The organism is Bradyrhizobium centrosematis, from assembly GCF_045571495.1.
Classification (GTDB): domain Bacteria; phylum Pseudomonadota; class Alphaproteobacteria; order Rhizobiales; family Xanthobacteraceae; genus Bradyrhizobium; species Bradyrhizobium centrosematis.
Genome location: NZ_CP120703.1, coordinates 3,821,037 through 3,847,993 on the forward strand (window position 1 = coordinate 3,821,037; position 26,957 = coordinate 3,847,993).

Below are 26,957 nucleotides of genomic sequence, written 5' to 3' on the forward strand. Positions count from 1 at the left end.
GATTGGCGCGCGCGGTGCACTGGCGGAGGGCCGGCCACAGGCTTGTGCCGCGCGAGTTTCGCGATCGCACGTCCATCGCCGGACTGTGATGCCACGTCGGATTGCGGCGGGACCGCTGGCGCATCACATCACTCCAGTTGTTCGACAGGAGCTGATGCGATGCGCGCTATCCTCGCCATGGGCCTCGTGATCGTCCTGTGCACCGCTGCGAGTGCCGCGCCAGCACATCGCGCCCGTGCACATCACCCGAATGATCCCGCGGTCGATCGTTCCGGCGCCGAGGTCAATCCGCGGGTGCAGTTCGCAGTCCCCGGCTGGAGCGACGAAGCAACGCAGCGATGGCTGAACAGTGCCTCGTCCAATGTCGGCCGAGGGGGATAGCCGACCGGTTGCGTTGTCCGCCCGCGCTGGCTAGCGAACTGATGGGGCCGGCTTCCAGATGGCGAGGAGTGTAGCGGTTAGGCGGCCTGCTCTTCAAACGAGGTGTAGATGCGGCCGGCGGGATCAACGACCTGAACGTCCCAGCAGCCGTCCTCGACCAGCTCTCGGGCCTTCTTGAGGGCCGCGGCGAGCGAAGGCCGCTTGAGGCTGACGACACCCGCCGTGTCGAAACCGTTGATTTCAAACATGCCGTTTTCCTCCGGTTTTGGTGAAATCCTACACGTTTGCGGCGCCTTGTCAGCGGGTTTTTGGCAAGGGCGGGGAAGGGCTGGCTCAGCGCGCAGGATGGGGTGAGCTCTTGCGAACCGCATCGCCGGCAATGCCGCCGGCAGGCTGCTCGATGGGCGGGGCCGGTCCCGCACAGCCCATCGCCGCCAGCGGTGACTTGCCCGTCTCGAAATCTGGTCTGACGTCGGCTCCGCGCCTGCCGCAAGCCGTGCAGACCAAGCGGGGCTCGACGTCCGATAGCCGCAGATCATCCGGCCAGCGATCCGCGCTCAAGGCCATGTGGTGACCGCAGCAGCAATAGACCAGGACGCGGCGGATGCCCATCTCGCGCATCTCGCCCAGCGTGATCTTGACCGGGCGACCATCGGGGCGGGTCGGCGTGATGCGTCTGGTCGGAGGAGGCATCCCGCCAAGAATGGCGCTGAATGCGCGGAGTCAAATTATCGATTCCGGGTAGGCCGGAACAACGCCGAGCTACTGCCTGTCGTGGCTGTGGACAACAACGCCGCGTCGCCGCGCCTACGCCAGCGGAATGCTGTCGACGCGCAGACAGGGGCGGCACTGGAAGGCGTGGACCGCGGGCAGATTGAGGATGGCGGGGAGCGTGGCCAGAAACGTCATCGGCCGTCTGCACTTGGAGCAGATCAGAACGGGCGGGCTGTCTTTCGCTGTGCAGATCATCGCCAAGATGCTCAGGGAGGAAGGCACACTAGGCGGATGCCGCGGATGGTTCATCCCGGGGGGACTACGGGGCTCTATCGGAATCTGGCGGGTTCTTGCGACGGAGGCGCTGTCGAGGATTGCTGCGAAAGTCGACCACGATCGCAGCGGCGCTGGTTGAAACGCGCGATGGGTGTCGCAGGAGCTCACCCATCCCACGCGTCGAAATTCGGGTTTTCAGATCAAGAGCCCCGCCGGTTCACGCCGGCGGGTCATCGTGCTACGATTGATGAGCGATCGGCAATTTTTGGCTTCACGTTGGTTGTTTTGACGCCGGGCGTGAGACATCCGCCTCAAGACGGACGCTCATGCCATTCCTCTCCTCGTTGGACTTGGGAGATTGGGAATGATCAGGCTTGTTTTAATTGTTTCCATTGCTGTGGTTGTGACTGCCGGCGCCGTACTGGCCCAACAGGGCACGTCCCGTAAAGGCTTTGTCCGAAGCCTGGACAGCTGCCGGCAACTCGCCAGCGAACGTGGTTTCTCCAGTGCGGGGGGAATTATGAAAGGACAAGGTCGCTCAAAGCGTGAGTTTGTCCGCAACTGCATGCGCGGCAAGCAAACCTGAGCAAGCGGTTTCGTTCAGGGGGCACTCCGGACAGCGCCGGTTTACGGCGGTGGGCCCGTTGTTCTCCGGTCAAGAACATCTCGTGCGAATACTCAGTCCTGTTTCGTTCTCTGGGCGTGTATTTATAAGCGGAACACTTATAAGGAGAGCCCTCGAGTTTTTGGCGCCCCCGCGGTTTGGCTGGCCGCCCAAACATTTATTTCTAGCGGCGTTCAAGATTCGGGAACAAATGGCAATTCGGTGCGTTGCTTCTGTGCTCCGGTGTCCCCAACGCCCCCCTGAAACCGGAGCAGACCCCAACGGCCCCGGCAGCCGCCCTGCTGGGGCCGCTCCTTCTAAATCTCGGTCGGCCAATCGATCGGTGCGCAGAACAGCCCGCGGCGCTCGATTTCCTGTTTGAGCCTCTCCGCCCGCTCGCGCGCGGGTTCACCGAGCAGACGAACGCCTGATGTGACGTCGGCGCGCGCTTGATCGCGAATGCTTTCGTACATGCGGATGATGAAGTGATCGGAGAGATTTTCGAACGGCAATGGTGATCCTCCCGCGAGGGTGGGCCGCCAGGCTTGGGGCGGTATCGCTGGCGGCCCGTACCGGACGATTGAAATTGCGGTCTTGGGGTTTCGACCTGGGGGAAGACCAGCCTCGTCCGGTGCCGCGATCATGCCGGCAGCGGGACCCGCATCAAGCGGATGTTCGGATTAACCTCACCTCTCAAGGTTAAGGAGCGCCTTCGCGCTTTGGCCACCTCTTCCAGCACGAGGCGGCCAATTATTGGGCTCAAAACATCGCCAGCCCCAATAACAAGAATGATTTCTTCAACGCCACATCGAAGAGCGTCTTGGTGGGAGTGCATTTTCGGGAATGGCGGCCATAGCAACGGGCTCCGTGCTCACCAGCGCGCAATCGTCACATCTGAATATTCGACAGTGGGCTTGCTCGCCCAGAAACTTCATCGGGATCAGGCAAAACTCGCAAGTCCTGGCAGGAGCGCGACCGCTGGTAAGAAGGACTTTCATTATGCTCTCCGCGGAAATGCGGACATAAGAATCCGATTCGATGCGAAGCCAAAGACCCTTGTTCGCTCAATCTGGCTTCAGAGACGCAAAAGGGCCGTAGCAGGTACGCTGCTACGGCCCGTGCGATGGTCAAAAATAAGCCGGGTGAAAGATTGAAGTGAAACAATGCGCCAGCCCCGGCCCCGCGACTAAATCACTGGATTGTTTCTGGCGTGTTTCGTCGCAAAAGAAATTGCTGTTCCTTTTGAGGAACTTAGGCTGTGGGCGTTCCTGCGCGGTGTGACGGGAGGCCCGCCGGGGCTGGCGAGCTGACGGGCCTCCGCCTCTGTGCGAAGCCGCGTATTCGCGAGACGAAGACGCCGACTGGCAGTAGGCTTATGACCGCGGTCTCGAACTTGCCGAAGAAGCTGACGAGCTCAGTGCGTGGGCACTAGGCCCGAGCGGCTCGCTCGTCGACATAGCACGCGCCTGTGAAAGCACTCAGGCGCTTTGGTCTAACATGCGATTCATGGCAGCAGTGCGGTCAGAGACAGAGGTGAGCGGCAGCTATTTCATGGGATGTGGGCGCAGGAGGAAGCTCGATCACTAACCGCGTTCATTGCGAGAGCTGATGATTTAGCTTCCAGTGTGATGCGTTTCCGGCCGGCAGCCCCTTCATCACAATCGGCGATTCCACCCCGCATGTCGCCTGCTTCGGCAACCGCATCTCCGACATCGATATTTCGGTGTCGTACTCCGCTGTTGGCACCTCGCAAATGTACGCGCTGTACACAAAATGCGCGCAGCAGGGCGAACTCATCAACAATGTTGCGATCGATCCTGGTCCGAGGGGCTGCCGGGATCTTGAGACGGGATATGGCGGCGCGGCTGCCGTCTACATCAAGGGCCTGTTCTGCACGCTGGCGAACAGCCCCTCATCGGAAGGCATCCGGATCAATTACAGCACGACCCTGATCCATTGATCGATACGATCGTTGAAGCGTCTTCAACTCCGAGTGCAACAGGGCATCAATGCGCTCGGTGGCGTGATCACGCCGGACAATTACCATTCCGAGGGCATCGGCACGCCGCTGTTCGTCAACATGACGACTGCGAACCATTCGCTCATTCTGTTCAACTCGACGGGCGGCAACGGCTGCATCGACTTCGTGAACCTCACTAGCACCAATACCGCCGGTAACGTCTCATTGTGCAACGCCCAGAAGAACGGCTGCCCCACCAATCTGGTGCAGGACGGGCAACCCAGCGCGACCAGCCGGGCCGCCGATGCGCGGCCGTCGGCAGGCTAGGTAATCATTCAACCCGTGATGCGAAGAAGCGGCATTGCGACAGCTGCGACGAAGGACCAGGTCAATATGCGTCGTAGTAGCGGCGATGATGGAGCCCTTGCTGGAACCGACGCGGCACCGTTCCTGTCGGATAGCACCTTCCGTCGCGGCTATCTACGTCCGCACCGTTGCCGCACGGAACGGGACCAGCATAAGCGCCGTATCGTCCCTCTCGATGATATCGGCGTGCGGCCTGATACTCCGGCGGTATCACCCCGTTCGGGTAACAGCGGCCATAGACGTCGATGTCATAGCCGTTTCCGCAGTACCCCACCTGCACGATCGGGACGTCGCCTTGGATTGCGGATCCTTCGCTAGCGACCGCTGCGGGTGTCCCGAGTTGAAGGGCAAGGATTGTTGCGGCGGCTGCGCTGGTCAGTGGCATGTTCAGTTCCTCCCGTGGCTTGTAGGAACTAAACGCCACAAGCCCGCGCGGTTTCCCCGGAAGGAATGAATTTCACAACTGGCTGAGCGGCATTCATCGTCTATTCATCTACGGAATCGGCGACGGTCAGCACCCGCTCGCCGGCTTGCTCATTTTCATGATGGTCGGTCGTCGGCAGGATGCGGTGCTTATTCGATTAGGCCAGCGGGGGCTTCGGTTGTTGGAATCGAATGTTGCATTTCTTTTGAATGGAAGCCTGCTCGAGTGCAACCATCTGACCTTTCGTCTGACCGAGCTCGGCAGCGGTCTGCTTATCTCATCCGATAAGGAACGCTGCCGGCCAGAACACAAGGATTGCAACGCCCGCTGCCACCTGATCCTTGGTGGCGTTGGCTATTCTGCGTGCCTGAGAGAGCGGCCGCGCGCGCGGAAACTGACTGCGCTTCCAGCGCAAGCTGCTACGGTTGTACGGCTGGTATTGAAAGAGGCGAGACATAGGCCGGCGTGATCTCGGATGATGAAGACGCGCAGCGCAGCGCCGAGCGCCACGGCTCCCAAAATCCGCATGAAGTAAGCTCCGGCTGTGTTTAAAGCGTCATTCCAAGTGCAACCGAAGGGCGAGCCCAAGAGGCTCCCCTGATTCTTGGATATTCGATGGCGCTGGCTGACATGTGGACGCCGCGACTCAGGAGCTTATCTGGCGCAATCACGCGCTCGATGGAGCTGTGCATGCCCGCCCCAGTGCTGACGAACTGTGCCGCCTGTCCACACCAGATCGATTGTCAGAGGGTGGGATCTTGTCTCGACGAGATCAACGCCGCGTAGATTGCGAAACGAAGAAGCTGCCCCTATCCAACCTTAATGACGTCCACACAGGTAATGGAGTCCATGGAGGCGCTTCGGCGCGGGCTGACCCTCCGGCGCGTCACCGGGGGCGGGGGCGCGGCCGGCAAAATGATCGTCTCTCTCGCAAAGTTCAAAGCTCACTGCGCCGCCTATCCGGAGTGGGGAGGCGAGGCGATGAAGCTGGCGGCAGCCAATGCAAAAGCTGCGAACCATGGCAAAGGGCACAACCGCAACAAGACTCATTGCAAGTTCGGCCATCCCTTCGCCGTGCATCAGCGGCTGAACTTCGATAGGGCAGCGTCATCCGGAAATGCAACATGTGCCACTTCCTCCGATACAAGGAAGGCGGCCTCGTTAAGCCTCAGGTGCTGATAAAGGTGAAAGCAGCTCTGGAGCGAGGAGCCACGATCAGTTCTTTGACGTCGTCCGGGAGACCAACGCGGCTTCTGGCCCATCACGCTCTTAAGCGGGCTAGGCGAGAAAATCCTGTAATAGAAGCGCTCGCTGCGAAGGTTATCCAAGGCTGCCGATCGCGCGCGCTGAGGACCCATTGGACTCGCGTCCACAATGAGACCGAGCGCGAGCAGAACAACGACTACTTCTGAATGCGCAGCAATGCGGTTGCTGAAATCGTCATTGCGGGCACGCGCGAGCGCAAGGACCCGCGTTGCGCAGGCTGACGCGGCTGATCGCTAAGGCGGAAACAGTCCGAACGATTGAGCTTTGGTCTCTCGCCAGCCTCGCGAAGATCGTTATGAACAACTCGGCGACGGCCAGTCGGGCGAAAACCTCGAGCCCTTCGAAGTCGCCTTTCTGCAGGCGCTCTTCGGCCTGATCGAACGGGATTGCGAACGGCGAGAGCGGACATGAAGCGATGGCGCAAACTGCACATGAAGCGCGACCGGCAGCATCTGATGACGCACCGCCAATTTTTGAAACGGTAAAAACAACGGCCCCCGGCCGCCCAAGATCGGCGGGCGTATTCGATATCTCCTATAGGGTTTACATCTGCGCTTCTCTGCTCCAGCAGCTGGTGATCAATCGCGGCACTGGAAACTTCTGGATCGGTATGATGCTAACTGCCCTTCTAACCACTGTTGCGGCCCTGTTGTCATTCAACTCGTCGAGAAGCGCTTTCTTGGAGAGACGTCACGTGCAAGATGCGCCGCCGCGAGATCTAGCACTGACCGCCGCTAGCAGCTTTAGTTCGCGGCTGTATACTCCTGCTGCTCGCAATTCTCCATAATGACGGATTGTCTCGAAAACTTGTAAACCCCATCGAAAAACACGGAAAAATTGAGGCGCGGTCTATCGAGAGATTGGTTCGCCTCTCGCAAGCAGACGAAATAACCTCCCAGCCCGTGATCAGCCTTTCTAAGGGTAGAGATTTCGATCGGCCGGGCTAATTTTGCCTCTGCCGCTGCAATCTGAACGCCCTTTCCTATTTCTTGCTGGCTAGGCGGCTCCACTCCCCGGCTGGCCGGCAAGGGGGCGGGCGTGTCTGCCCAGATTGAGGAGCAGGCAGTCAAGAGCAGGCACATCAAAGGAGAATAACGCATTACTGGTCGAGTTCAATCAGGGCAACCATAGGCAGATCTTCTTTAGCGCCTCACAATCGGAATGATCAATGGCCATGATCGGGGGGATGCAACGGGAACGATCCATAAAATCGACCGGCGAGCGCATTGTTCGTGTTTGGCTTCTGGCTCTTGCCACGCGTTGTTTTATTCCACTGCTTGCGGCGGGGCAGGATACTTTCGGGCTAGATTGGCGAGCGGTTCGCCCGCCTCTGCATTCCGTGAGCTCACGCAAGCCGAGGATCTGGTCCTCTGATTGACGTCGGTAGATCTCGACTTTTTGTCGCCAAATCTGAGCGGTCGGCCCGCGCGCGGCTCAAAGCCATACAAACCAGGCGGACATCACAACCCGCATCCATCACAGGATGCGTGCGGTTCTTCACCTTGACCCAGAACTTCTGCGGGCCGCCTCGGTAAGGCGGGTCCTGGTGCTTGGACACGAGACCTTCCAGGCCCATCCGGCACGCTGCGCGGAATAGATCGGGCCAATTTCACCACGCTCGAAAGGCGCAACGGTATGCCGTCTGGACGGCGCGCCAGCAACTGCGCGAGATTTGCTTTGCGCATATGCAAGGGGAGTGAGCGCAAATCATCTCCGCCTATGGCCAAAATGTCAACGCGTAAAGCTGCACCTCATAGTCGTGCTTGCGAAAGTGAAGGGCGTTGAAATCGGAGATGCCGTTGGCGCCAAGGATCACCGGTCAAGACGAAGTGCTTCTGTCGGTTCTTTAAGGCGGCCTCGGTGATCCAGGGATAGAACTTGGTCCAGTCGGTGCCATTGCGGGATAGCAGGCGCACGCGATTGTCCTTCCGAGTGACCAGCATCCGGTAGCCGTCGTGCTTCACTTCGTGGGTCCAGTCTGGCCCATCTGGGACCTGCTTGCCGGCGGTCGCGAGGCAGAGCTCGTCGCCATACGCATGGACCGGAGATAAGATTTCGCGCCGCGTTTGGAAGTCGGGAACAAGTGGTAATTTGGCGAATTGCTTCGCTACTCCGGTGCCCCGAAAGGGCCCCCCGACGCCGGAGCAGACGCTGCCCAGCTGAGGCCGCCCTTTTGTGAAGCAATCTCAGCTGCGCTATAACGCGTCTTGAGCTTGCAAATTGCGGCGGCGTACCGCTGTCGAAATCCGGCCTGATCTCCGCGCCACGGTTGCCGCCTCCGACGCAGACAAACTGCGGCTCGATAGCAGAGAAGCGAACATCGTCAGGCCAGTGATCGGCGCTCAGGACTACTGCCGGCCGTGGGTGTGGCGCCACTCGGAACAAGGCAAGGCGGGGCGAGGCTTCGGTGCGGCGTTCAGAAGCCCCTGCCGGTTCACACTGGCGAGATTCCATTTTGGGACGTCGGCACAATTTGCGCATAGCTCAGGCAGGCTTCGTGAAGAACCTCCGGTGAGGAAATTGCATCCGGAAAATGGAATGATCCCAGTTGATCGTGTTCATGCACGTAACGCCGGTCAGAAGGCGGTCCTGTGCTGGCGAAGCAATCTCCGCAAACCGTCTGTATTTCTAATGTTGCTTCGCCAACGATTGACCGGTGCAAGTTGAGTTAGCTTTTGATCTATCGATTGAAGGCCGCCGGCGGGTATTTTCTTGAAGAGCCAGTCGAGTTCGTGCCCCTGCAAAACCTTCCCATTAACAAGAGCGATTGCTTTTAGGTAGATCTCGGTGGCGAAGCACGAGTTCACAATGAAAGGCACGGCGCTATGGCCGTTATTTACAGGCGAGCCCGAGAGATCGCGTTCGTAGATGAGCGTGGCTGTGCTTGGAACGCGAGAGTCTGATTGAATATTATCCGCTCTTTGCTAGCGGGGACCCAAAGGCCTCGCTGCTTCAAAATATCTCGACATAGCAAAACCTCTGCCTGTTGATCGCAGGCGCCTCAGTTTGCCATTAAAGAAAAGTGTTTTCTTCGCCATCACTACCCCCGTTCCGCACGCTTCGTTCGTGCCTCTACGGCTTCACGTGCTCCCACTCACCCGGCTCGCAATGAAAGTAGCTTGGCGCAACCGCTGCCGTGGGAGCGCACCAGGTTAGGCGGTCGGTCCAGCGGCCCAAGCGGACGACACGTCCGGAGATATCTGCAATGCTCGATGGCGAAGGAGCATGATAGTTTCGGCCAAGATGACGGCACCAAGCACGACGGCCGCCGCAGTAGCTAACCGCTCAACTTGCAAACGATCCTCCCGAATCAACGGGCACAATTATAGCCGCTCGACTTCAAGTCGTTCTTGACCCACCGCGCGCCGCAGTCTGACAAATCATAGAGCTCAAGCGGTTCGAGCGGCTTTGCCCGTGGCCAACGACAGCACCATGCCAGCGCTGCGTGCCGGCTTGCTCGTGATGGCGAACAACTATCGTGCCGAGATATTCGACCGCGAGCGCGACAATTGATTTGCCAACACAGTGCCCACTCAAGACTTTTTCGGATGGTTGCTGATTCGCCTAAGCTATTAAAATTACTTTGGTGAGCGCGCTGGGGCTCGAACCCAGGACCCCGTGATTAAAAGTCACGTGCTCTACCGGCTGAGCTACGCGCTCCCATGGCCGCTGATGGCTTTGAAGAGATGGCCATCGTTGTCGGACATTCGAGAAGCATGTCTTGCCGCTACGCCCAATTTGCGTTGCGGGGAAAACCGGCTGTTTCCGGATCATGCTTTCGGCCCGGGCTGTGTAGGGGGAGTGGCTGCGGAGGTCAATAGCGGGCGTGGCTGCCGAAAGTCTTGGCAGGGGCGGGGATTTGATCGTTGCCTCCGCGGGTTACGCCGGGAATCTCAACCTAATTGGCGGGCCGTCATCCACGCTGAACTGCAGAGGGACGCCGACGGAGCTCGGCCTTTATGGTTCGAGACGCCCGCTTTGGCGGGCTCCTCACCACGAAGGTCTAAGGGCTTGCCGCAGACACGTCATACCTCATCCTGAGGGCCCGCCGGCGGCGGGCGTCTCGAAGGATGGCCGCTAGGCGAGCTTTCGTCGGTCAGTTCGTCTCCCGCCGCACCTCGCTCGGCACAGCCTGCGGTGCGCCCACTGGGGGCAGCGCGACCGGGCGCAGGCCGATCAGCTCGGCGGTGCGGATCGCGCTGTCATGCCAGAACTGGAACGAGTTGATGCGGCTGAGCTCGAGGATGGCGATGGCGACAGCCGCCAGGAACGGCAGGCTCTGCAGCACGAGGACGCCGGCGAAGATGTAGATCTCGGTGATCTGGCGGAAGCTGTTGGAGGCGATCAGGACGCCGGCGCCGACCAGGAGCAGGGTGCCGATCACGGCCTCCCAGAACGCCTGGAACTCGATCGACATCCTGGACAGACCGCCCTTGGAGGTGCGGGCAAACGCGATGTGCTCGGTGATGAGGCCCTGTGCCACCGCGCGCGACACCGTCCACTGCACGCTCATTGCCGCGATCATGGCGCCTAGCATCTGGCCCGGCTTGATGGCGACGCGGGCGCGGTACATCGACAGGAAGTGTACCAGCGAGACGACGAAGGCGCCGATGATCGGCAGCGTCAGGATCTTGTCGGGGATGGCAATGTCGGCGAAGGCGACGATCGGCACCCAGACGAGGTTGAGCAGCGCCACCACCACGCCGAGGCTTTCGGCGCCCAGCCAGTTCAGCCAGCCGAGTCCGTATTCGCGCTTCTGGTCGGCGGTCAGCCGGCTCGCGCCCGGCAGGAAGCGGCGCCAGTGCTTCTTCACGATCTGCAGGCCGCCATAGGCCCAGCGATGCCGCTGCTTCTTGAAGGCCTCGTAGGTGTCCGGCAGCAGGCCCGCGCCGTAGCGGGTGTTGGTGTAGTGAGTGGTCCAGCCGAGCTCCTGGATCGCAAGGCCGAGATCTGAGTCCTCGCAGATCGTGTCGGACGACCAGCCGCCCGCCATGTCCATCGCGGCGCGGCGGATCAGGCACATCGTGCCGTGCACGATGACGGCGTTGAGCTCGTTGCGCTGGACCATGCCGATGTCGAAGAAGCCGGCATATTCGCCGTTCATGATGTAGTGCATGATCGACTGATCGCCGTCGCGGTGCTCCTGCGGCGCCTGCACGAGGCCAACGCGCGGATCGGCGAAGGCGGGCACGAGGTCCTTCAGCCAGTCGGGCTCGACGACATAGTCGGCATCGAGGATGCCGATGATCTCGGCATCGGCCGCGGTCCGATCCATCGCGATCCGCAGCGCGCCGGCCTTGAAGCCCTGCACCTTCTCGGCGTTGATGAACTTGAAGCGCTCACCGAGCGCGCGGCAATGGTCCTGGATCGGCTGCCAGAAGGCGGGATCGGGCGTGTTGTTGATGATGACCACGCATTCGTAGTTCGGGTAGTTCAGCCGCGACAGCGCATCCAGCGTCTGCTTGAGCATGTCGACCGGCTCGAAATAAGCGGGGATGTGGATCGAGACCTTCGGGCAGTAGCCCTCGGGCACGTTCGCGACCGGCTTGTCCTTGGTGATCAGCCGCTGTGGCGGCCGGCCGAAGGCGACCGCGGCGATCTCGTCGATGCGCGCCATTGCGATCAGGACGAGGGGAACGAGGAGGATCATGCCGAGCGTCAGCGCGAAGGCCGAGCCGAAGATGAAGTAATGGCTGTTCCAGAATGCGAACACGGTCGCGGCCCAGGCGCCGACGCCATTGGCGGTCGCCGACAGCAGGAAGGCCTGCTTCGCGGTCGCTTTCTCGATCCGCAGGATCGGCAGCGACAGCAGGACGCCGACCAGCAGCGCGATGCCCATCAGCTTCCAATAGTCGGGGTTCTCGACTGGGCCGGTCCAGGCGAATTTCGGCTCGCGGTTGGCGTTGAGGATGCCCCAGTACGGACCGACGCCGCCTTCGAAGTACTTCCAGGGCTGATCGATGGCTTCGACGATGTTGTATTCCATGCCGATGGCTTCGGCGCGGGTGACGAAGTTGCGCAGGATCAGGGCCTGCTGGAACGGGCCCGGATCGGCGTTACGCAAGTTGTAGCCCTGGCTCGGCCAGCCGAACTCGGCGATCACGATGCGCTTGCCGGGGAACAGGTTGCGCAACAGATTGTAGCGATCGACGGCCTGGTCGACCGCCTGGTCGGAGCGGAAGTTTTCCCAATAGGGCAGCACGTGGGCGGCGATGAAATCGACGCTGGAGCCGAGGTCGGGATTGTCGCGCCAGATGTTCCAGATCTCGCCGGTGGTGACGGGCACGCGGACTGAGCCCTTCACCTTCTTGATCATGTCGATGAGGTCTTCGACCTTCTGCTCGCCGCGGTAGATCACCTCGTTGCCGACGACGACGCCGACGACGTTGCTGTTCTTGCGGGCGAGCTCGATGGCGGCCTTGATCTCGCGCTCGTTGCGATCCTTGTCCTTGTCGATCCAGGCGCCGACGGTGACCTTGAGGCCGAACTCGGCCGCGATCGGCGGCACCAGCTCCACACCGCCGGTGGACGAATAGAGGCGGATCGCGCGCGTCATGGTCGACAGCGTCTTCAGGTCGGCGCGGATTTTCTCGACGGTCGGGATGTTGTCGATGTCGGGGTGGGCCGAGCCCTCGAACGGCGCGTAGGAGACGCTGGGCAAGAGGCCCTTGAAGTCGGGCGCGGGTTCCCTGTCGCGCAAGACTCCCCAGATGCCGGCGTGAAGCGCGGACACGAGCAATAGAACGGCGGCGACAACGCGCATCGCGGCTAAACCAATAGGGGCTGAGGTGGCAGGGAAGCGGATCCGACCCCGAGATCCGACCGTGTCCGCGGCAAAGGAAGCATACCTCCGCCGCGCGGTTTCACAACTGTCATGGGCTCATGTCCTTATGAGGGCATGGCCTTTTCTGGAAGACGCGCGGCAGTGCCAACCGCGTCTATGGCCGATCGTTCCTGAACGACAGCTGAAACGATCGCGGCTATTTCGGGGGCGCCGGGCTCGGGCTTGCCGCCGGCGCGGGGCTCGCGGCGGGCTGCGGTGCCGGCGGATTGCCCGGCGCCGGTGCCGCGGGCTGGGCCGCGCTCGCGGCCGCCTGCTGCGGCTGGGCCGCCGGGTTGATCCAGCAGGCGTGCACGCGGCTGTCCAGCGTCTCGGCGACCTTGGGATCGATCTGGCCGCCGAAGCGGGTCAGGCAGCGGAACGCGGCCTGGATGTGGCCGCCGGGGCAGCCGAAGCGGTCGTAGAGGTCGAGATGGCGGAACGCGGTATCGAGGTCGTCCCGCCACATCAGCCGTACCACGCGCCGGCCGAGCCAGACGCATTCGGGATTGCCGGCCGGGCCGTTGATGACCTGGGCCGCTTCGGCGAACTCGTCGGTGCGGCGCTGATTCTGGGCCGCATCCTTGGCGGCGTCGGCGGGCTGGGCGGCGGCCTTGCCCTGGTCGGGTGCGGGCGTGCCGCTCTGGGCGACGGCGCCACCGAGACCGGCGAAAACGAGAAGGGAGGAGACGGCCAAGGTGGCGGCGAACTGCCGCAGGACCGCATTTCGTAACTCGAACACCCGTTGCCGCATGAATTCCCCAATGTATTCGCTGGCCGTCCGCGTCAGGATCCCGCGGACGCGCCCGGTGATGGCGTCCAAATGGGTCTCCAATGCGGCGGAAAAGTCTTTCGGAGTCCATGACCTGTATTTGGAATTTTGTCCAGCAAAGTCACGATGCTAGGCCTCGGTCGAACGGCCGCAGGCTGATTCCTCCGAGGCGAGACGGGGATCAGCGCAGTGCGATCGGCATTTGGACACCCCCTTGGCAGACGGCGTCCAAGCAGGTAATCGACGGACCCTTCGCGGAGGACGGAACCGATTTCTCTTCGTACGCCACTGGCGCTTCTGCTCGTTTCATTGGGTGCGATTGCTGCCTTGTGGTGGTGGTTGGCGACGCCGATCACGCTCGCGCGCGCCCCGATCGATCCCGCCGAGAAGGTCCAATGCGTCTCCTACGCGCCGTTCCGCGGCGAGCAGACGCCGCTGGACGCGTGGACGCATATCGAGGCCGAGCAGATCGAGCAGGATCTGCGTCAGCTCAAGGAGATCACCGGCTGCATCCGCACCTATTCGATGGAGAATGGGCTCGACCAGGTGCCGGCGGTCGCGGCCAAGGTCGGCGGGCTGAAAGTGCTGCAGGGCATCTGGCTCTCCAGCAACCGCACCAAGAACTTCGAGCAGGCCGCGCTGGCGGTCCGCCTCACCAAGGAATTCCCCGACGTCATCACCACGCTCATCGTCGGCAACGAGGTGCTGCTGCGCGGTGAGATGACGACGGCGGATCTCGTCTCCATCATCCGCATGGTGAAGGCGCAAGTTGGCGTGCCGGTCACCTATGCCGACGTCTGGGAATACTGGCTGAAGAACCGCGAGGTCTATGACAGCGTGGACTTCGTCACCATTCACATCCTGCCTTATTGGGAGGATTTTCCGGTCAAGGCGAAATTCGCCGCGGCCCATGTCGAACAGATCCGCGAGCGCATGGCGGTGGCCTTTCCCGGCAAGGAGATCCTGATCGGCGAAACCGGCTGGCCGAGCGAGGGGCGCATGCGCGACGCGGCGTTGCCCTCGCGCACCAATCAGGCGCGGGTGGTCTCGGAAATCCTGAGCCTGGCAAAGGCGCAGAAGTTCCGCGTCAATCTGATCGAATCCTACGACCAGCCGTGGAAGCGCAGGCTGGAAGGCACGGTGGGCGGCTATTGGGGCCTGTATGACGGGGGTCGCCGGAGCCTGAAATACCCGCCGGGTCAGCCGATCAGCAATTTCCCGTACTGGAAATGGTACATGGGCGCGGGCATGGGCCTTTCCGTGCTGGTGTTCGCGGTCGCCCTCATCACGCTGCGCCGGCGGCCGTGGACGCCGCGCTCCTCGGCCTGGCTCGGCGTTGCCATCTCGGCGACGACGGCGGGGAGCCTGCTCGGGATCGGCGCCGACAAGATGTATTACGAGAGCTACGGCATCGGCGGCTGGCTGCTCTGGGGCGCGCTGCTGCTGGCCGGCATCCTGTCGCCGATCTTCTGCGCCCAGGCCATGGTGATCGGCCGCAGCCTTCCGACCTTCCTCGATCTGCTCGGACCGCGCGAGGGGCGGAAATGGTCGAAGCTGACCGCCGTGCTCGGCCTGACGCTCGCGGTGACCGCGGTGATCGCGGCCGCGACCGCGCTCGGCTTCGTGTTCGACCCGCGCTACAAGGATTTTCCCTACGCCGCGCTGACGATGGCGGTGGTGCCGTTCGCGCTTCTGATGCTGAACCGGCCGCAGATCGGCCAGCGTCCGATCGCCGAAGCGGTGTTCGCCGGCGTGCTGGCGCTGTCGGCCGTGTTCGTGCTCGTCAACGAAGGCCGCGACAATTGGCAGTCGCTGTGGACCTGCACGATCTATCTGTTGTTCGCGCTCACGCTGTGGCGGGCGCGGGCCGAGCAAACCCGAGAATGAACAAGCCGATCGCAAGGCCCGACAGCACGACATTATAGAGCACGATGCCGAGGCCGGCCGCGACGAGGCCGACCGTGAGCAGCACGATCGAGGGCCGCATCAGGTTCAGCGTCGCAACCACCAGCGCGACGATGCCGAACACCGAGTTCTTGAACAGCACGGTCGAGACCGAACGCGACTTGCAGATCAGCGTCTGCAGGCCGGCGTCGCAGGCGAGCGCGACCTGCGAAAACTCGATCGCGAGATAGCGCACGTAGAGCGCGCAGCCGACGGTGACGAATCCGACGACGAGCAGGAACTGCACCTGGTAGGGCGTGAGGCGGAAGGGCTTCTTTGTCATGCGGGCAATATGGTCGGGATGGCGCGGGCAGGCAACAGGGCAGGCGATGTTTCCGGCGATTTGGCTCGACCCGGGGCCCCGCGAGGAACAGGCGAGGATCCGGCTCGTTCTGGACGGTGTGATGCCTGGTGCATCTTCCGGTCAAGGAGCGAGCATGGACAAGCCGACGCAGGAGCAGCTCAACGAGCTCAAAAGGCTAAGCAAGGAGGCGCGGGTCGAGGACTGGTCGGAGATCGTCCAGTCCAGAGACGAAGCCGAGATGCGGATTCGCGATCTCAAGGAGAAGGCACGCATCGAGTAGGTCGCGTGCGCGCACGAGCCGTCAAGGTCGAGGAGGAATCTTTCGATTCTGCTCCGCAAGGCGGCGCTCGTATTTCTCGGCCAATGCGAGCAGTCGTTTCCTGATATGGGGATCGGCCTGATCGGCAAGCTCGCGGATCAACGCGAGTTGCTCCCGCAAGAAATTCGCGTCCGTCATCTCCGCTCCGAATCACATTCGTCGCGGATAGTGCCTTCTTGAGCCGAGCTCTTCGCTATCATTTGGTATGTTCGGCCGACCAGCATGCTGGCGATTTCGATCCGAGCCGGCGCTCGGCCCGGCCGAGAACGAACAGCACGAGCAACGTGAAGGCAGCTCAGGTCCAAGCGTCCGATCGCCGCACGCAAGCGGCTGCTGCCACGGATGGCGCGTGCTACCGCCTGAAGAACGACGACAGCGTCGATGTCGTGGTTGCCGACGCCGATGCGGTTTCCGGTTTGGCCGGCGCCGGCTGCGCGGCAGGCGCGGGCGCCGGCTCCTCGCGCTTGGTGCGTTTGGAGGAGTAGCTGCGGCGGCGTTGCGGCTTCTCGGGCTTTGCGCTCGGCGCGGGCGCGGTCTCGGCTTGCGGAGCCGCGTCCTGGGTCTTCTCCGGGCTCTTCTCCTGAACCCTGTCCTGAGACTTCTCTTGTCCCTTTTCCGAGCCGCGCATCGACAGGCGCTGGCCGTCGAAGACGGTGGTCTCGCAGTGACGATCGTTCTCGGCGAGGGTCGCGCAGAATTTTGCGGCGGCGGCCGCGTTGACCAGCGGGCCGGCCCCGAGGCGGAGCTGCATGCCGAGCCCGCTGGTGCCTTCCTTGATCATGATGATCGGGCGCAGCGTTGCGATTTCCGGATTGGACTTGGTCACGCCGCGCCAGAGCGCGCGCAGGCCATCGATCGAATTGGCGCCGCCGAGATCGATTGCGAAACGCGTCTGCTGAACCGCGATCGCGGGTGACTCGCCCTCGGCCGCATCTGGCGCCTTGGCGGCCGTCGCGACTTCGGTCGGGGCGGGCGCCGGCTCGCCCTTCTTCTCGGCGGCCTTCTCGTTGGCCTCGGGCTGCACCAGTTTCGACGCGGCCGGATCGGGCGGTGCCATGATCGACTTGGACGGCAGCAGCGGCAGCGTCGGCAATGCCGAAGTCGTCGCCGGCGAGTGCTGCACGACCGAGGCGGCCGCCGCAGTCTGCGGCGGCGGGCTCGGCGGCTCCTTGGCTATTTCCTTCGCCGTTTCTTTGGGCGTGTCCTTGGCCGCATCCGCGCGCGGCTTGTCCGTGGCGGGGGCAGGCATCGAGGCGACCGGCGCGACACTGGGGATCGCGGGCACAGCATCCTGCGGCTTGCCGGCCTGCGGGGGCGGGCTGGCCTGCTTGGCGATGGCGCCGGTGACGGACTCGAGCCCTTGCTCCAGCACGGTGACGCGCGAATAGAGCCGGTCGCGATCCGTGTTCAGCGTCTCGATGGCGGCTGCGAGCCGGCGGGCCTCGTTCTGGCTTTCCCTGGTCAGCACCTGGAGCCGGTCGGCCTGGCGCGCAAGGTCGGCGGAGGCGACCTGATCACGCCGCCAGCCGAGCTGGGCCTGATTGGCCATCACCGCGATGGTGACCGCGCCGACGGCGGCCACGCCCCACGAGCCAAGCCGCCACATCAGGCGGCGATCGAGCGCGCTTTCCTCGGCGACAAGTCCGGAGAACAGCCCGCCGGTCTCCTTGGTGCCGAAGGCATCCGCCAGTGGGTCGGAATCCTTTGCCATGAACGTTAAGTGCCCGCCCTGTCCGGCTTCCCCGAATCAATCAGGGAACATTAACAGGAAATGCGTGTCGCACTTGAATTCCGGGCGTTTGCGGGGGTAGCAAGGCAAGCCCTTTTTTGAGGGTGGCTTGCCGCCCGTCGCAAATCGATTCGGCCATATCTGACAGGATTTCGATGACCGCCCGTTCCAGCCTCACGATCGTGCTCGCCGCCGGCGAAGGCACGCGCATGCGATCGAGCCTGCCGAAAGTGCTGCATCCGGTCGCAAGTCAGACGTTGCTTGCCCATGTGCTCGCCGCTGCTCCCAAGGGAACCGGTAGTGCGCTTGCGGTCGTGATCGGTCCCGACCATCAGGCGGTCGCCGATGAGGCAAAGCGCATCAGGCCCGACGCGCTCACCTTCGTGCAGGCCGAGCGGCTCGGCACCGCGCATGCGGTGCTGGCGGCGCGCGAGGCCATCGCGCGCGGCGTCGACGATCTCCTGATCGCCTTCGGCGATACGCCGCTGATCTCGGCCGAGACCTTCGCGCGGCTGCGCGCGCCGCTCGCGAAGGGCGCCGCGCTCGCCGCGCTCGGTTTTCGCGCCGCTGACCCTACCGGTTACGGCCGCTTCATCGTCGCGGGCGACCGTCTGGTCGCGATCCGCGAGCAGGCCGATGCCAGCGCCGAGGAGCGCAAGATCGACCTGTGCAATGCGGGCGTGATGGCGATCGACGGCCGCCGGGCGCTCGAGATCCTCGGGCAGATCGGCAATGCCAATTCCAAGGGCGAATATTATCTGACGGACGCGGTCGAGATCGTCCGCAAGCAGGGATGGGAGTCCGTGGTGATCGAGACCGGCGAGGACGAGGTGCGCGGCATCAACACCAAGGCGCAGCTCGCCGAAGCCGAAGCGGTGATGCAGGCGCGCCTGCGCAAGGCGGCGATGGAGGCCGGCGTCACGCTGATCGCGCCGGAGACCGTCTATCTCGCCGCAGACACCGTGTTCGGCAAGGACGTCACCATCGAGCCGTTCGTGGTGATCGGCCCCGGCGTCTCGATCGCCGACGGCACGGTGATCCATTCCTTCTCGCACATCGTGCAGACGACGCTCGGCAAGAACGTCTCGATCGGGCCCTATGCGCGGCTCCGCCCGGGCACCTCGCTCGGCGACGGCGCGCGCATCGGCAATTTCGTGGAGACCAAGGCGGCGACGCTGGAGGCCGGCGTCAAGGTCAATCATCTCTCCTATATCGGCGATGCCACCGTCGGCGCCAATTCCAACATCGGCGCCGGCACCATCACCTGCAACTACGACGGCTTCAAGAAGCACAAGACGGTGATCGGGCAGGGCGCCTTCGTCGGCACCAACTCCTCGCTGGTGGCACCGGTCAGAATAGGCAACGGCGCCTATATCGGCTCGGGCTCGGTGATCACGAAGGACGTACCCGACGACGCGATGGCGCTGGAGCGGAGCCCGCAGACCATCCGGGACGGCGGCGCGGCGCGCTATCGCGAGATGAAGACGGGCGGCAAGAAGCGGGAGAAATGAGCTCCGCTATTCTGTTGTGTCGCAACAGTCTCCGCCCTCATCCTGAGGGCCCGCTGCAAGCGGGCATCTCGAAGTATGGCTGCGGGCTAGAGGTGGGCCTTCATGGTTCGAGACGCGCTTCGCGCTCCTCACCATCAGGGATTCCTTCCGCTGCACTGTTATTCGTCGTCGGCGAATTCGGAGAAGATCGCGCGGGTCAGGCGCCAGCCGCGCGGCTTGGCGCGCTTGACCGGCTCGCCTTCCGGATGCTTCATGAAGACGGGCTTGCTTTCCTTGCCGCGCTGGGGCGGTGGCCAATGCGCCAGATGCGTGCCCGTGGTCTCGCTGGCGCGCAAATACATCGATGACAGACCTTTGCGGTCGGACGAGCCCTTCATGGCCTTACCCTCCTGGACCGGAATCGTTGGTCAAACATGTTGACAACGAGTTAACGCGCGAGGTTTAAGGCCGGCCAATTCGACGCAGGCGAAGCTCAGGTTGCGGTCCACGCTGTCTCAATCCGCAATAATTATTGAGTATATGGTTCCCTGGGAATTTCGCTAAAAACCGAACGCGTCGTTTAGGCGATTTTTCGACGATTTGGGGGATAGTGGTCCGCATGTGCGGGATTGTCGGCATTCTCGGGCGCGAGCCGGTTGCAGAGCAGCTGGTGGATTCGCTCAAACGTCTTGAATATCGCGGTTACGACTCGGCGGGCGTTGCCACGCTCGAAGGCAAGCACCTCGAGCGCCGCCGCGCCGAAGGCAAGCTGAAGAATCTCGAGAAGCGGCTGGAAGCCGAGCCGCTCAAGGGCACGACCGGCATCGGCCACACCCGCTGGGCCACCCACGGCAAGCCGACCGTCAACAACGCCCATCCGCACGCGACCGAGCGCGTCGCCGTGGTCCATAACGGCATCATCGAGAATTTCCGCGAGCTGCGCGAGGAGCTCGAGAAGAAGGGCACGGTGTTCAACACCGAGACCGACACCGAGATCGTGCTGCACCTCGTCGACGACCTGCTGACGCGCGGCAACAAGCCGGTCGAAGCCGTCAAGCTGGCGCTGGCGCGCTTGCGCGGCGCCTTCGCGCTCGGCTTCATCTTCGCCGGCGACGACGACCTCATGATCGGCGCCCGCAACGGCCCGCCGCTGGCGATCGGCTATGGCAACGGCGAGATGTATCTCGGCTCGGATGCGATCGCGCTCGGCCCGTTCACCGATACGGTCAGCTATCTCGAGGACGGCGACTGGGTGGTGCTCACCCGCAAGAGCGCGACGATTTTCGACAAGGACGGCAACGCCGTCCAGCGCGACAAGATCAAGCACGCCGCCTCGACCTCGCTGGTCGACAAGGCGAACTATCGCCATTTCATGGCCAAGGAGATCCACGAGCAGCCGGAGGTGGTCGGTCACACGCTGGCGCGCTACGTCGACATGGCGACCGAGCGCGTCGCGCTGCCCGTCGATCTTCCCTTCGACTTCAAGACCATCCAGCGCATCAATATCACCGCGTGCGGCACCGCGAGCTATGCGGGATTCGTCGCAAAATACTGGTTCGAGCGCTTTGCGCGCCTGCCGGTCGAGGTCGATGTCGCCTCCGAATTCCGCTACCGCGAGGCGCCCTTGCGCAAGGGCGATCTCGCCATCTTCATCTCGCAGTCAGGCGAGACGGCCGACACGCTGGCGGCCTTGCGCTATGCCAAGGCCGAGGGCGTGCACACGGTCGCCGTCGTCAACGTGCCGACCTCGACCATCGCACGCGAGAGCGAGACCGTGCTGCAGACGCTAGCCGGCCCCGAAATCGGCGTCGCCTCGACCAAGGCTTTCACCTGCCAGCTGATGGTGCTGGCCAACCTTGCGATCGCGGCTGGCAAGGCGCGCGGCGAATTGTCCGACGAGGACGAGACCAAGCTGGTCCACGGCCTCGTGGAGGTGCCCCGCCTGATGGCGGCTGCGCTCACCACCGAGCTCCAGATCGAGAAGCTGGCGCACCGGATCGCCAAGTCGCGCGACGTGCTCTATCTCGGCCGCGGCACCAGCTTCCCGCTCGCGCTCGAAGGCGCGCTGAAGCTGAAGGAGATCTCCTACATCCACGCCGAGGGTTATGCCGCCGGCGAGCTCAAGCACGGGCCGATCGCTCTGATCGACGAGACCATGCCGGTCGTCGTTATCGCGCCCTACGACCGGGTGTTCGAAAAGACCGTCTCCAACATGCAGGAGGTCGCCGCCCGCGGCGGCAACATCATCCTGATGACGGACGCCAAGGGCGCGGAAGAGGCCACGGTCGAGTCCCTCGTCACCATCGTCATGCCTGACATGGCGGCGGCTTTCACGCCGATGGTCTACGCTGTGCCCGTGCAGCTGCTCGCCTATCACACCGCCGTCGTCATGGGCACCGACGTCGACCAGCCGCGCAACCTCGCGAAATCGGTGACTGTGGAATAGGCAGACGGGATATCGATCGGTCGCGGCCTTCCAAAACCTGCTAGAAGACCCTAGCTTGTGTGCTGCGACCGATCTGGAACCCGAATGACCCCCCGCGACGACGCGCCTGCGCCTCTTGATCCCGTCCCGGAACCGCATACCGGCCTGATGGGCCGCTTCCGCAATTATTTTCTGACCGGCCTCGTCGTGACGGGGCCGATCGCGATCACGCTGTATCTGGTCTGGTGGTTCGTCACCTGGGTCGATGGCGTGGTGCGACCCTTTGTGCCGTTGGCCTATCGGCCCGAGACCTATCTGCCCTATGGCGTGCCCGGCTGGGGACTGATTGTCGCATTCTTCACGCTGACTCTGGTCGGATTCCTCGCCGCCAACCTGATCGGCAAGACGCTGGTCGACGTCGGCGAGACCTTCCTCGGCCGGATCCCGGCCGTGCGGGCGATCTATCGCGGCCTGAAGCAGGTGTTCGAGACGCTGTTCTCGGGCAAGGGATCGAGCTTCCGGAAAGTGGGTCTGGTCGAATTTCCGTCGCCGGGCATGTGGTCGATCGTGCTGATCTCGCAATCGCCGAACGAGGACATCGCGCGCAACCTGCCGGGGCAGGAGGAGCATGTCTCGGTCTTCCTGCCGTGCTCGCCGAACCCGACCACCGGCTTCTTCTTCTATGTCCCGAAGAGCAAGATCATCGAGGTCGATCTCACGGCAGAGGATGCGGCGACGCTGATCATGTCGGCCGGCGTGGTGCAGCCGGGCTCGGCACCCGATCCGAAGAAGGCGGCGGCGCTTGCCGGCGTGGCGAATGCCGCGCGGATCGCCAATGCGTCGGCGCTGCAGCCCGAGCCTGCGAAGGTGGAGTAGGGCCATTCCCTCGCGGGATGGCCGCGTTCACGCAAGCATTCGCATCCTCTGCTAATGTCCCGGTTGACCTGAGCGCCTCGCTCGGAATCGACCTGGAGTGCACGATGTCCAAGACCATTGCGTCCAAGACCATTGCGATCCTCGCACCCGGCGCCATGGGCAGCGCCGTCGCCCGTCGCCTCAGCGAGAACGGCGCGCGCGTGCTGACCTCCCTGAAAGGCCGCAGCGAGGCGACGCTGAAGCGCGCAGCAGACGCCGGCATGGTCGGCGCCGATGACGATGCGATCGCCGCCGCCGACATCATTCTCTCGATCGTGCCGCCAGGCGAAGCCGTTGCGCTGGCCGAACGGTTGGCTGCGCTGATCGTCAGGCGTGAGGACAAGCCGATCGTGGTCGATTGCAACGCGGTCAATGTCGACACCGTGCAAAGGATCGAGGAGATCATCGGCTCGGCCCAGGCGCCGTTCGTCGATGCCGGCATCATCGGGTTTCCGCCGCAGCCCGGCGGCAAGAGCCCGGCCTTCTACATGTCTGGCGAGTACGCCAAGGACGTTGCGGTGCTCAGGGATTTCGGCCTCGACGTGCGGATCGTCGAAGGCCCGGTCGGCGCGGCATCCGCTCTGAAGATGTCCTATGCCGGCATCGTCAAGGGCCTCGCCGGCATCGGCTCGGCCATGGTGGTCGCGGCAACGAAAGCGGGCGCGGCCGACGCGCTGCGCGACGAGCTGGCTTTGAGCCAGCCCGCGATCCTGGCACGGCTCGAGATCGCGCTGCCGGACATGATCCCGAAGGCCTATCGCTGGGTCGCCGAGATGCGGGAGATTTCAGGTTTCCTCGGGCCCGGTCATCCCGCCAGCCAGATCTATGAGGGCTTTGCACGGTGGTTTGAACATCTCGCAGCGGATGCGAATGGCGAGGCGGCGGATGCTGCGCTGATGAAGACGTTTGCCGCGGGCATCGCGCAGAAGAAGACCTGATCGGTTCGCGCTCAGTCGGCGAAGGCGCAATTGTTCTGAAGTTGCTCTATCCACGGCGTCATTGCGAGCGCAGCGAAGCAATCCAGAATTTTTCCGCGGAGGGACTCTGGATTGCTTCGCTGCGCTCGCAATGACGGGGAGGAGACGTCGCGATCCCCATCTGTTACTATTCTGCGGAAGCAGGCGCATGGGAGTTCGAATGAGAGTGCTGGTGATCGGCGCGGGGGCTCTGGGCGGCTATTACGGAGCCTGCCTCGTCCGAGCGGGCCGAGACGTGACCTTTCTGGTGCGCGGGAAGCGGGCCGAGCAATTGCGGCTGAATGGCCTGCAGGTCGTGAGCCCGCACGGCGATTTCGCCGTGCAGCCGACGCTTCTTGTGGCCGGTGAACTCAAGGAGCCGTTCGACGTCGTGCTCGTCGGGGTGAAGGCCTATTCGCTGGATGACGCGATGAGCCAGTTTGCGCCCGCCCTCGGTCCCGACACGATGATCCTGCCGATCCTGAACGGGCTGAAACATCTCGACGCTCTCACCGCGAGGTTCGGCGCGGCCCGCGTCCTCGGCGGGCTCGCGAATGTCAGCGCCGGGCTCGATGCGGAGGGCCGGGTGGTTCACTTCATGGCCAATCAGACCATCGTCTTCGGCGAGATCGATGGCGCACTGAGCGAACGTGTGCTCGCGCTGGAAAAGCTGCTCCAGGTCCCCGGTATCGACGTGCGCGCCAGCGAAGCGATCATGCAGGACATGTGGGAGAAGTTCGTCCAGCTCTCGACGCTCGCCGGCATCACCTGCCTGATGCGGGCGAGCATCGGAGACATCCTGGCCGTGCCGAACGGTGAGCAGTCCATCTTCCGCCTGTTCGCCGAATGCTGCGCCGTTGCGACAGCCTCCGGTTTCGAGCCGCGCGCACCGTTCATTGAGTTTGACCGAAAATTGTTCACCACGCTGGATTCGCCGCTGAAGGCCTCGATGCTGCGCGACATCGAGCGCGGCTCGATCACCGAGGCGGAGCATATTCTGGGCGATATGGCCAATCGCGCGCGGACGCTCGGCATCGACACGCCGCTACTGGACCTCGCCCGCGCGCATGTGGCGGCCTACGAGGTCGGGCGACAGAGGGCCGAGCGTCAACCCGCCCCGATCAGCGGGATCGCTTCATCGCGTTCGTAGAGATACAGCAGGCAGCGCAGCGCTTCGCCGCGCTCGCCCTTCAGTTTCGGGTCGTCCTTGAGGATGCGCAGCGCTTCGTCTCTCGCCTGGGTGATGAGCTGGCCGTGGACCTCCGAGCGCGCGATGCGGTAGCCGGGCAGGCCGCTCTGGCGCACGCCGAGCACGTCGCCTTCGCCGCGCAGCTTCAAATCTTCCTCGGCGATGCGGAAGCCGTCGGTGGTCTCGCGGATCACCTTCAACCGTGCCTTCGACATCTCGCCGAGCGGCTCGCCATAGAGCAGGATACAGGTCGAGGCCTCCGAGCCGCGGCCGATGCGGCCGCGCAGCTGGTGCAACTGGGCAAGGCCGAACCGTTCGGCATTCTCGATCACCATGATGGTGGCGGCCGGCACATCGACGCCGACCTCGACCACGGTGGTCGCGACCAACAGCCCGATCTCGTGGGCGGCGAACTGGCCCATCACGCGGTCCTTCTCGGTGCCCTTCATCTGGCCGTGGACGAGGCCGACGCGGTCGCCGAACCGCTTCTGCAGGCTCTCGAAACGCTTTGTCGCATTGGTGAGATGCTCGGTTCCTTCCGCCTCGGATTCCTCGACCAGCGGGCAGATCCAGTAGACCAGCTTGCCGGCTTCGAGCGCGCGGCCGACACCCTCCATGACCTCGCTGATCCGGCTCACCGGCACCGCGCGCGTGTCGATCGGCTGGCGGCCGGCGGGTTTCTCGCGCAGCTCTGAGATGTCCATGTCGCCGAAATAGGTCAGCACCAGTGTGCGCGGGATCGGCGTTGCGCTGAGCACCAGCACGTCGACCGCTTCGCCCTTCGAGGTCAGCGCCAGCCGCTCGCGCACGCCAAAGCGGTGCTGCTCGTCGACGATGGCAAGCGCGAGGTCACGGAAGATCACGTCGTCCTGGATCAGGGCATGGGTGCCGACGAGGAGGTCGATCTCGCCTGCGGCGAGCTGCGTGATGATCTCGCGCCGTTCCTTGCCCCTCTCGCGGCCGGTGAGGATCGCAACCCGCATGCCGGCCCGCTCGGCAAGCGGAGCGATGGTCTTGATGTGCTGGCGCGCCAAAATCTCCGTCGGCGCCATCAGTGCGGCCTGCTTGCCGACTTCGGCGACGGCGGCAGCCGCGAGCAGCGCCACCACGGTCTTGCCGGAGCCGACATCGCCCTGGAGCAGCCGCAGCATGCGCACCGGCTGTTGCAGATCCTCGGCGATGGCGGCCGCGGCGTTGCGCTGCGACGGCGTGAGCGCATAAGGAAGGGCGTCGATGATCTTGCTGCGCAGGTGCCCGTCACCGGCATTGCGCACGCCGGCCGGGCGGCGCAGCTGTGCGCGGATCAGGGCGAGGGCGAGCTGGCCGGCCAGGAGCTCATCGAAGGCGAGCCGCGACCAGAACGGCCGGTCCGGCAGGATGTCCGTCAGCTCGACCGGCTGGTGCACGCGCATGAGCGCTTCCGCGATCGGCGGGAAGTGGCAGCGGCGCATCACCTCCGGGCTGATCCATTCCGGCAGGGCCGGCAGCTTCTGCAGCGCCTGTGCGATCGCGCGGCGGAGCGAGCCGAGCGCAAGGCCTTCCGTCAGCGGATAGACCGGGTCTATGCCAGAGAGTTTCGAGATCGCCGCCTCGTCGAGCACGCGGTCGGGATGCACGATCTGCGGGATGCCGTCATACATCTGCAGCGTGCCGGAGACGAAGCGCTTCTCGCCGACCGGCAAGAGCTTTTCGACATAGCCCGGCTTGGCGCGGAAGAAAGTCAGCACGACGTCGCCGGTGTCGTCGCTGGCATAGACCAGATACGGCGCGCGCGAATTGCGCGGCGGGGGTGGGCGGTGACGATCGACGGTGACCTCCAGCGTCACCATGGTTCCCTGCGCCGCGTCGCGGATCTTCGGACGCGCCCGGCGGTCGATCACCTGGCTCGGCAGATGCAGCAAGAGATCGACCAGCCGCGGCGTCTCATTGCGGCTGAGCAGGTACTGCAGCAGCTTGTCCTGCTTCGGACCGACGCCGGGCAGGCTGGTCACGGGAGCAAACAGCGGATTGAGCAGGCTGGGGCGCATTCTTGCAACATTCGTCATGCGCGGGCTTGACCCGCGCATCCATCTTTTCAAGGACGATGGATTGCCGGGGCTCGGC

Annotated in this window: 21 protein-coding genes and 1 tRNA gene; 11 read left to right on the top strand and 11 right to left on the bottom strand. The window is 63.5% G+C overall.

From position 1 onward, the window contains the following. The first annotated feature begins 159 nt into the window (after positions 1-159). On the top strand, positions 160-381 hold the full coding sequence (locus tag P6U31_RS18440; RefSeq protein ID WP_407183074.1) for a hypothetical protein: 222 nt from the start codon (positions 160-162) through the stop codon (positions 379-381). A gap of 77 nt (positions 382-458) precedes the next feature. Here P6U31_RS18440 and P6U31_RS18445 read toward each other — a convergent pair whose 3' ends face one another. Then, on the bottom strand, positions 459-629 hold the full coding sequence (locus P6U31_RS18445; RefSeq protein ID WP_407183075.1) for a hypothetical protein: 171 nt from the start codon (positions 627-629) through the stop codon (positions 459-461). A gap of 85 nt (positions 630-714) precedes the next feature. Beyond that, positions 715-1,074: a hypothetical protein gene (locus P6U31_RS18450; protein WP_407183076.1), complete on the bottom strand. Its 360-nt coding sequence runs from the start codon at positions 1,072-1,074 to the stop codon at positions 715-717. 661 nt (positions 1,075-1,735) lie between these two features. On the opposite strand from P6U31_RS18450, the gene P6U31_RS18455 reads away from it, so the two are divergent. Further along, entirely contained in the window at positions 1,736-1,957 is a 222-nt protein-coding gene (locus P6U31_RS18455) for a hypothetical protein (protein WP_407183077.1), read from the top strand. Between the two features lie 335 nt (positions 1,958-2,292). Here P6U31_RS18455 and P6U31_RS18460 read toward each other — a convergent pair whose 3' ends face one another. Next, positions 2,293-2,619, bottom strand: coding sequence for a hypothetical protein (locus P6U31_RS18460; RefSeq protein WP_407183078.1), 327 nt, complete (start codon positions 2,617-2,619; stop codon positions 2,293-2,295). Between the two features lie 1,079 nt (positions 2,620-3,698). Between P6U31_RS18460 and P6U31_RS18465 the strand changes: the two genes are divergently transcribed. Both P6U31_RS18465 and P6U31_RS18470 read left to right on the top strand, forming a co-directional pair. Beyond that, positions 3,699-3,935 (top strand): hypothetical protein, encoded by a 237-nt coding sequence (locus P6U31_RS18465; protein WP_407183079.1) that lies wholly within the window; start codon positions 3,699-3,701, stop codon positions 3,933-3,935. Between the two features lie 12 nt (positions 3,936-3,947). Beyond that, positions 3,948-4,262, top strand: coding sequence for a hypothetical protein (locus P6U31_RS18470; RefSeq protein ID WP_407183080.1), 315 nt, complete (start codon positions 3,948-3,950; stop codon positions 4,260-4,262). 3,480 nt (positions 4,263-7,742) lie between these two features. On the opposite strand, the gene P6U31_RS18475 is transcribed toward P6U31_RS18470, so the two are convergent. From P6U31_RS18475 to P6U31_RS18490, 4 genes are all read right to left on the bottom strand, one after another. Continuing rightward, the gene (locus P6U31_RS18475; protein WP_407189880.1) at positions 7,743-7,934 is read right to left on the bottom strand and encodes a hypothetical protein; all 192 of its coding nucleotides are present in this window, start codon (positions 7,932-7,934) and stop codon (positions 7,743-7,745) included. A 1,641-nt stretch (positions 7,935-9,575) separates the two neighbouring features. Beyond that, positions 9,576-9,651: transfer RNA gene (locus P6U31_RS18480), tRNA-Lys, on the bottom strand. A 436-nt stretch (positions 9,652-10,087) separates the two neighbouring features. Then, complete coding sequence (locus P6U31_RS18485) at positions 10,088-12,754, bottom strand: glycosyltransferase (RefSeq protein WP_407183081.1); 2,667 nt, start codon at positions 12,752-12,754, stop codon at positions 10,088-10,090. Positions 12,755-12,971: 217 nt separating this feature from the next. After that, positions 12,972-13,565: a beta-1-3, beta-1-6-glucan biosynthesis protein gene (locus P6U31_RS18490; RefSeq protein ID WP_407183082.1), complete on the bottom strand. Its 594-nt coding sequence runs from the start codon at positions 13,563-13,565 to the stop codon at positions 12,972-12,974. Between the two features lie 345 nt (positions 13,566-13,910). On the opposite strand from P6U31_RS18490, the gene P6U31_RS18495 reads away from it, so the two are divergent. Further along, positions 13,911-15,470: a beta-(1-6) glucans synthase gene (locus P6U31_RS18495; protein ID WP_407183083.1), complete on the top strand. Its 1,560-nt coding sequence runs from the start codon at positions 13,911-13,913 to the stop codon at positions 15,468-15,470. Here the strand turns inward: P6U31_RS18495 and P6U31_RS18500 are convergent. After that, a complete protein-coding gene (locus P6U31_RS18500) occupies positions 15,430-15,810 on the bottom strand; it encodes a hypothetical protein (protein ID WP_100174799.1) in 381 nt (126 codons plus the stop codon). The two genes, P6U31_RS18495 and P6U31_RS18500, sit on opposite strands and share 41 nt — an antisense overlap. Positions 15,811-15,964: 154 nt before the next feature. Here P6U31_RS18500 and P6U31_RS18505 point away from each other — a divergent pair, with 154 nt between their 5' ends. Further along, complete coding sequence (locus P6U31_RS18505) at positions 15,965-16,111, top strand: hypothetical protein (RefSeq protein ID WP_164934922.1); 147 nt, start codon at positions 15,965-15,967, stop codon at positions 16,109-16,111. Between the two features lie 391 nt (positions 16,112-16,502). Here the strand turns inward: P6U31_RS18505 and P6U31_RS18510 are convergent, their stop codons facing one another. Further along, positions 16,503-17,861, bottom strand: a complete 1,359-nt coding sequence (locus tag P6U31_RS18510; RefSeq protein WP_407183084.1) for a hypothetical protein — start codon at positions 17,859-17,861, stop codon at positions 16,503-16,505. A 173-nt stretch (positions 17,862-18,034) separates the two neighbouring features. Between P6U31_RS18510 and glmU the strand changes: the two genes are divergently transcribed. Continuing rightward, positions 18,035-19,390: a bifunctional UDP-N-acetylglucosamine diphosphorylase/glucosamine-1-phosphate N-acetyltransferase GlmU gene (gene glmU / locus P6U31_RS18515; protein WP_407183085.1), complete on the top strand. Its 1,356-nt coding sequence runs from the start codon at positions 18,035-18,037 to the stop codon at positions 19,388-19,390. Between the two features lie 158 nt (positions 19,391-19,548). On the opposite strand, the gene P6U31_RS18520 is transcribed toward glmU, so the two are convergent. Next, the gene (locus tag P6U31_RS18520; protein ID WP_128929278.1) at positions 19,549-19,767 is read right to left on the bottom strand and encodes a hypothetical protein; all 219 of its coding nucleotides are present in this window, start codon (positions 19,765-19,767) and stop codon (positions 19,549-19,551) included. A gap of 221 nt (positions 19,768-19,988) precedes the next feature. On the opposite strand from P6U31_RS18520, the gene glmS reads away from it, so the two are divergent. The 4 genes from glmS (at position 19,989) to panE (ending at position 24,815) form a co-directional block, all read left to right on the top strand. Continuing rightward, the gene (gene glmS, locus P6U31_RS18525) at positions 19,989-21,815 is read left to right on the top strand and encodes a glutamine--fructose-6-phosphate transaminase (isomerizing) (RefSeq protein WP_407183086.1); all 1,827 of its coding nucleotides are present in this window, start codon (positions 19,989-19,991) and stop codon (positions 21,813-21,815) included. An 84-nt stretch (positions 21,816-21,899) separates the two neighbouring features. After that, complete coding sequence (locus P6U31_RS18530; protein ID WP_407183087.1) at positions 21,900-22,670, top strand: DUF502 domain-containing protein; 771 nt, start codon at positions 21,900-21,902, stop codon at positions 22,668-22,670. 104 nt (positions 22,671-22,774) lie between these two features. After that, positions 22,775-23,647 carry a DUF1932 domain-containing protein gene (locus P6U31_RS18535; RefSeq protein WP_407183088.1) on the top strand — a complete coding sequence of 291 codons (873 nt, stop codon included), beginning with the start codon at positions 22,775-22,777 and terminating at the stop codon, positions 23,645-23,647. A 199-nt stretch (positions 23,648-23,846) separates the two neighbouring features. After that, positions 23,847-24,815 (top strand): 2-dehydropantoate 2-reductase, encoded by a 969-nt coding sequence (panE, locus tag P6U31_RS18540; RefSeq protein ID WP_407183089.1) that lies wholly within the window; start codon positions 23,847-23,849, stop codon positions 24,813-24,815. Here the strand turns inward: panE and recG are convergent. Next, complete coding sequence (recG, locus tag P6U31_RS18545; protein ID WP_407183090.1) at positions 24,773-26,881, bottom strand: ATP-dependent DNA helicase RecG; 2,109 nt, start codon at positions 26,879-26,881, stop codon at positions 24,773-24,775. The genes panE and recG overlap by 43 nt on opposite strands. Positions 26,882-26,957 lie beyond the last annotated feature (76 nt).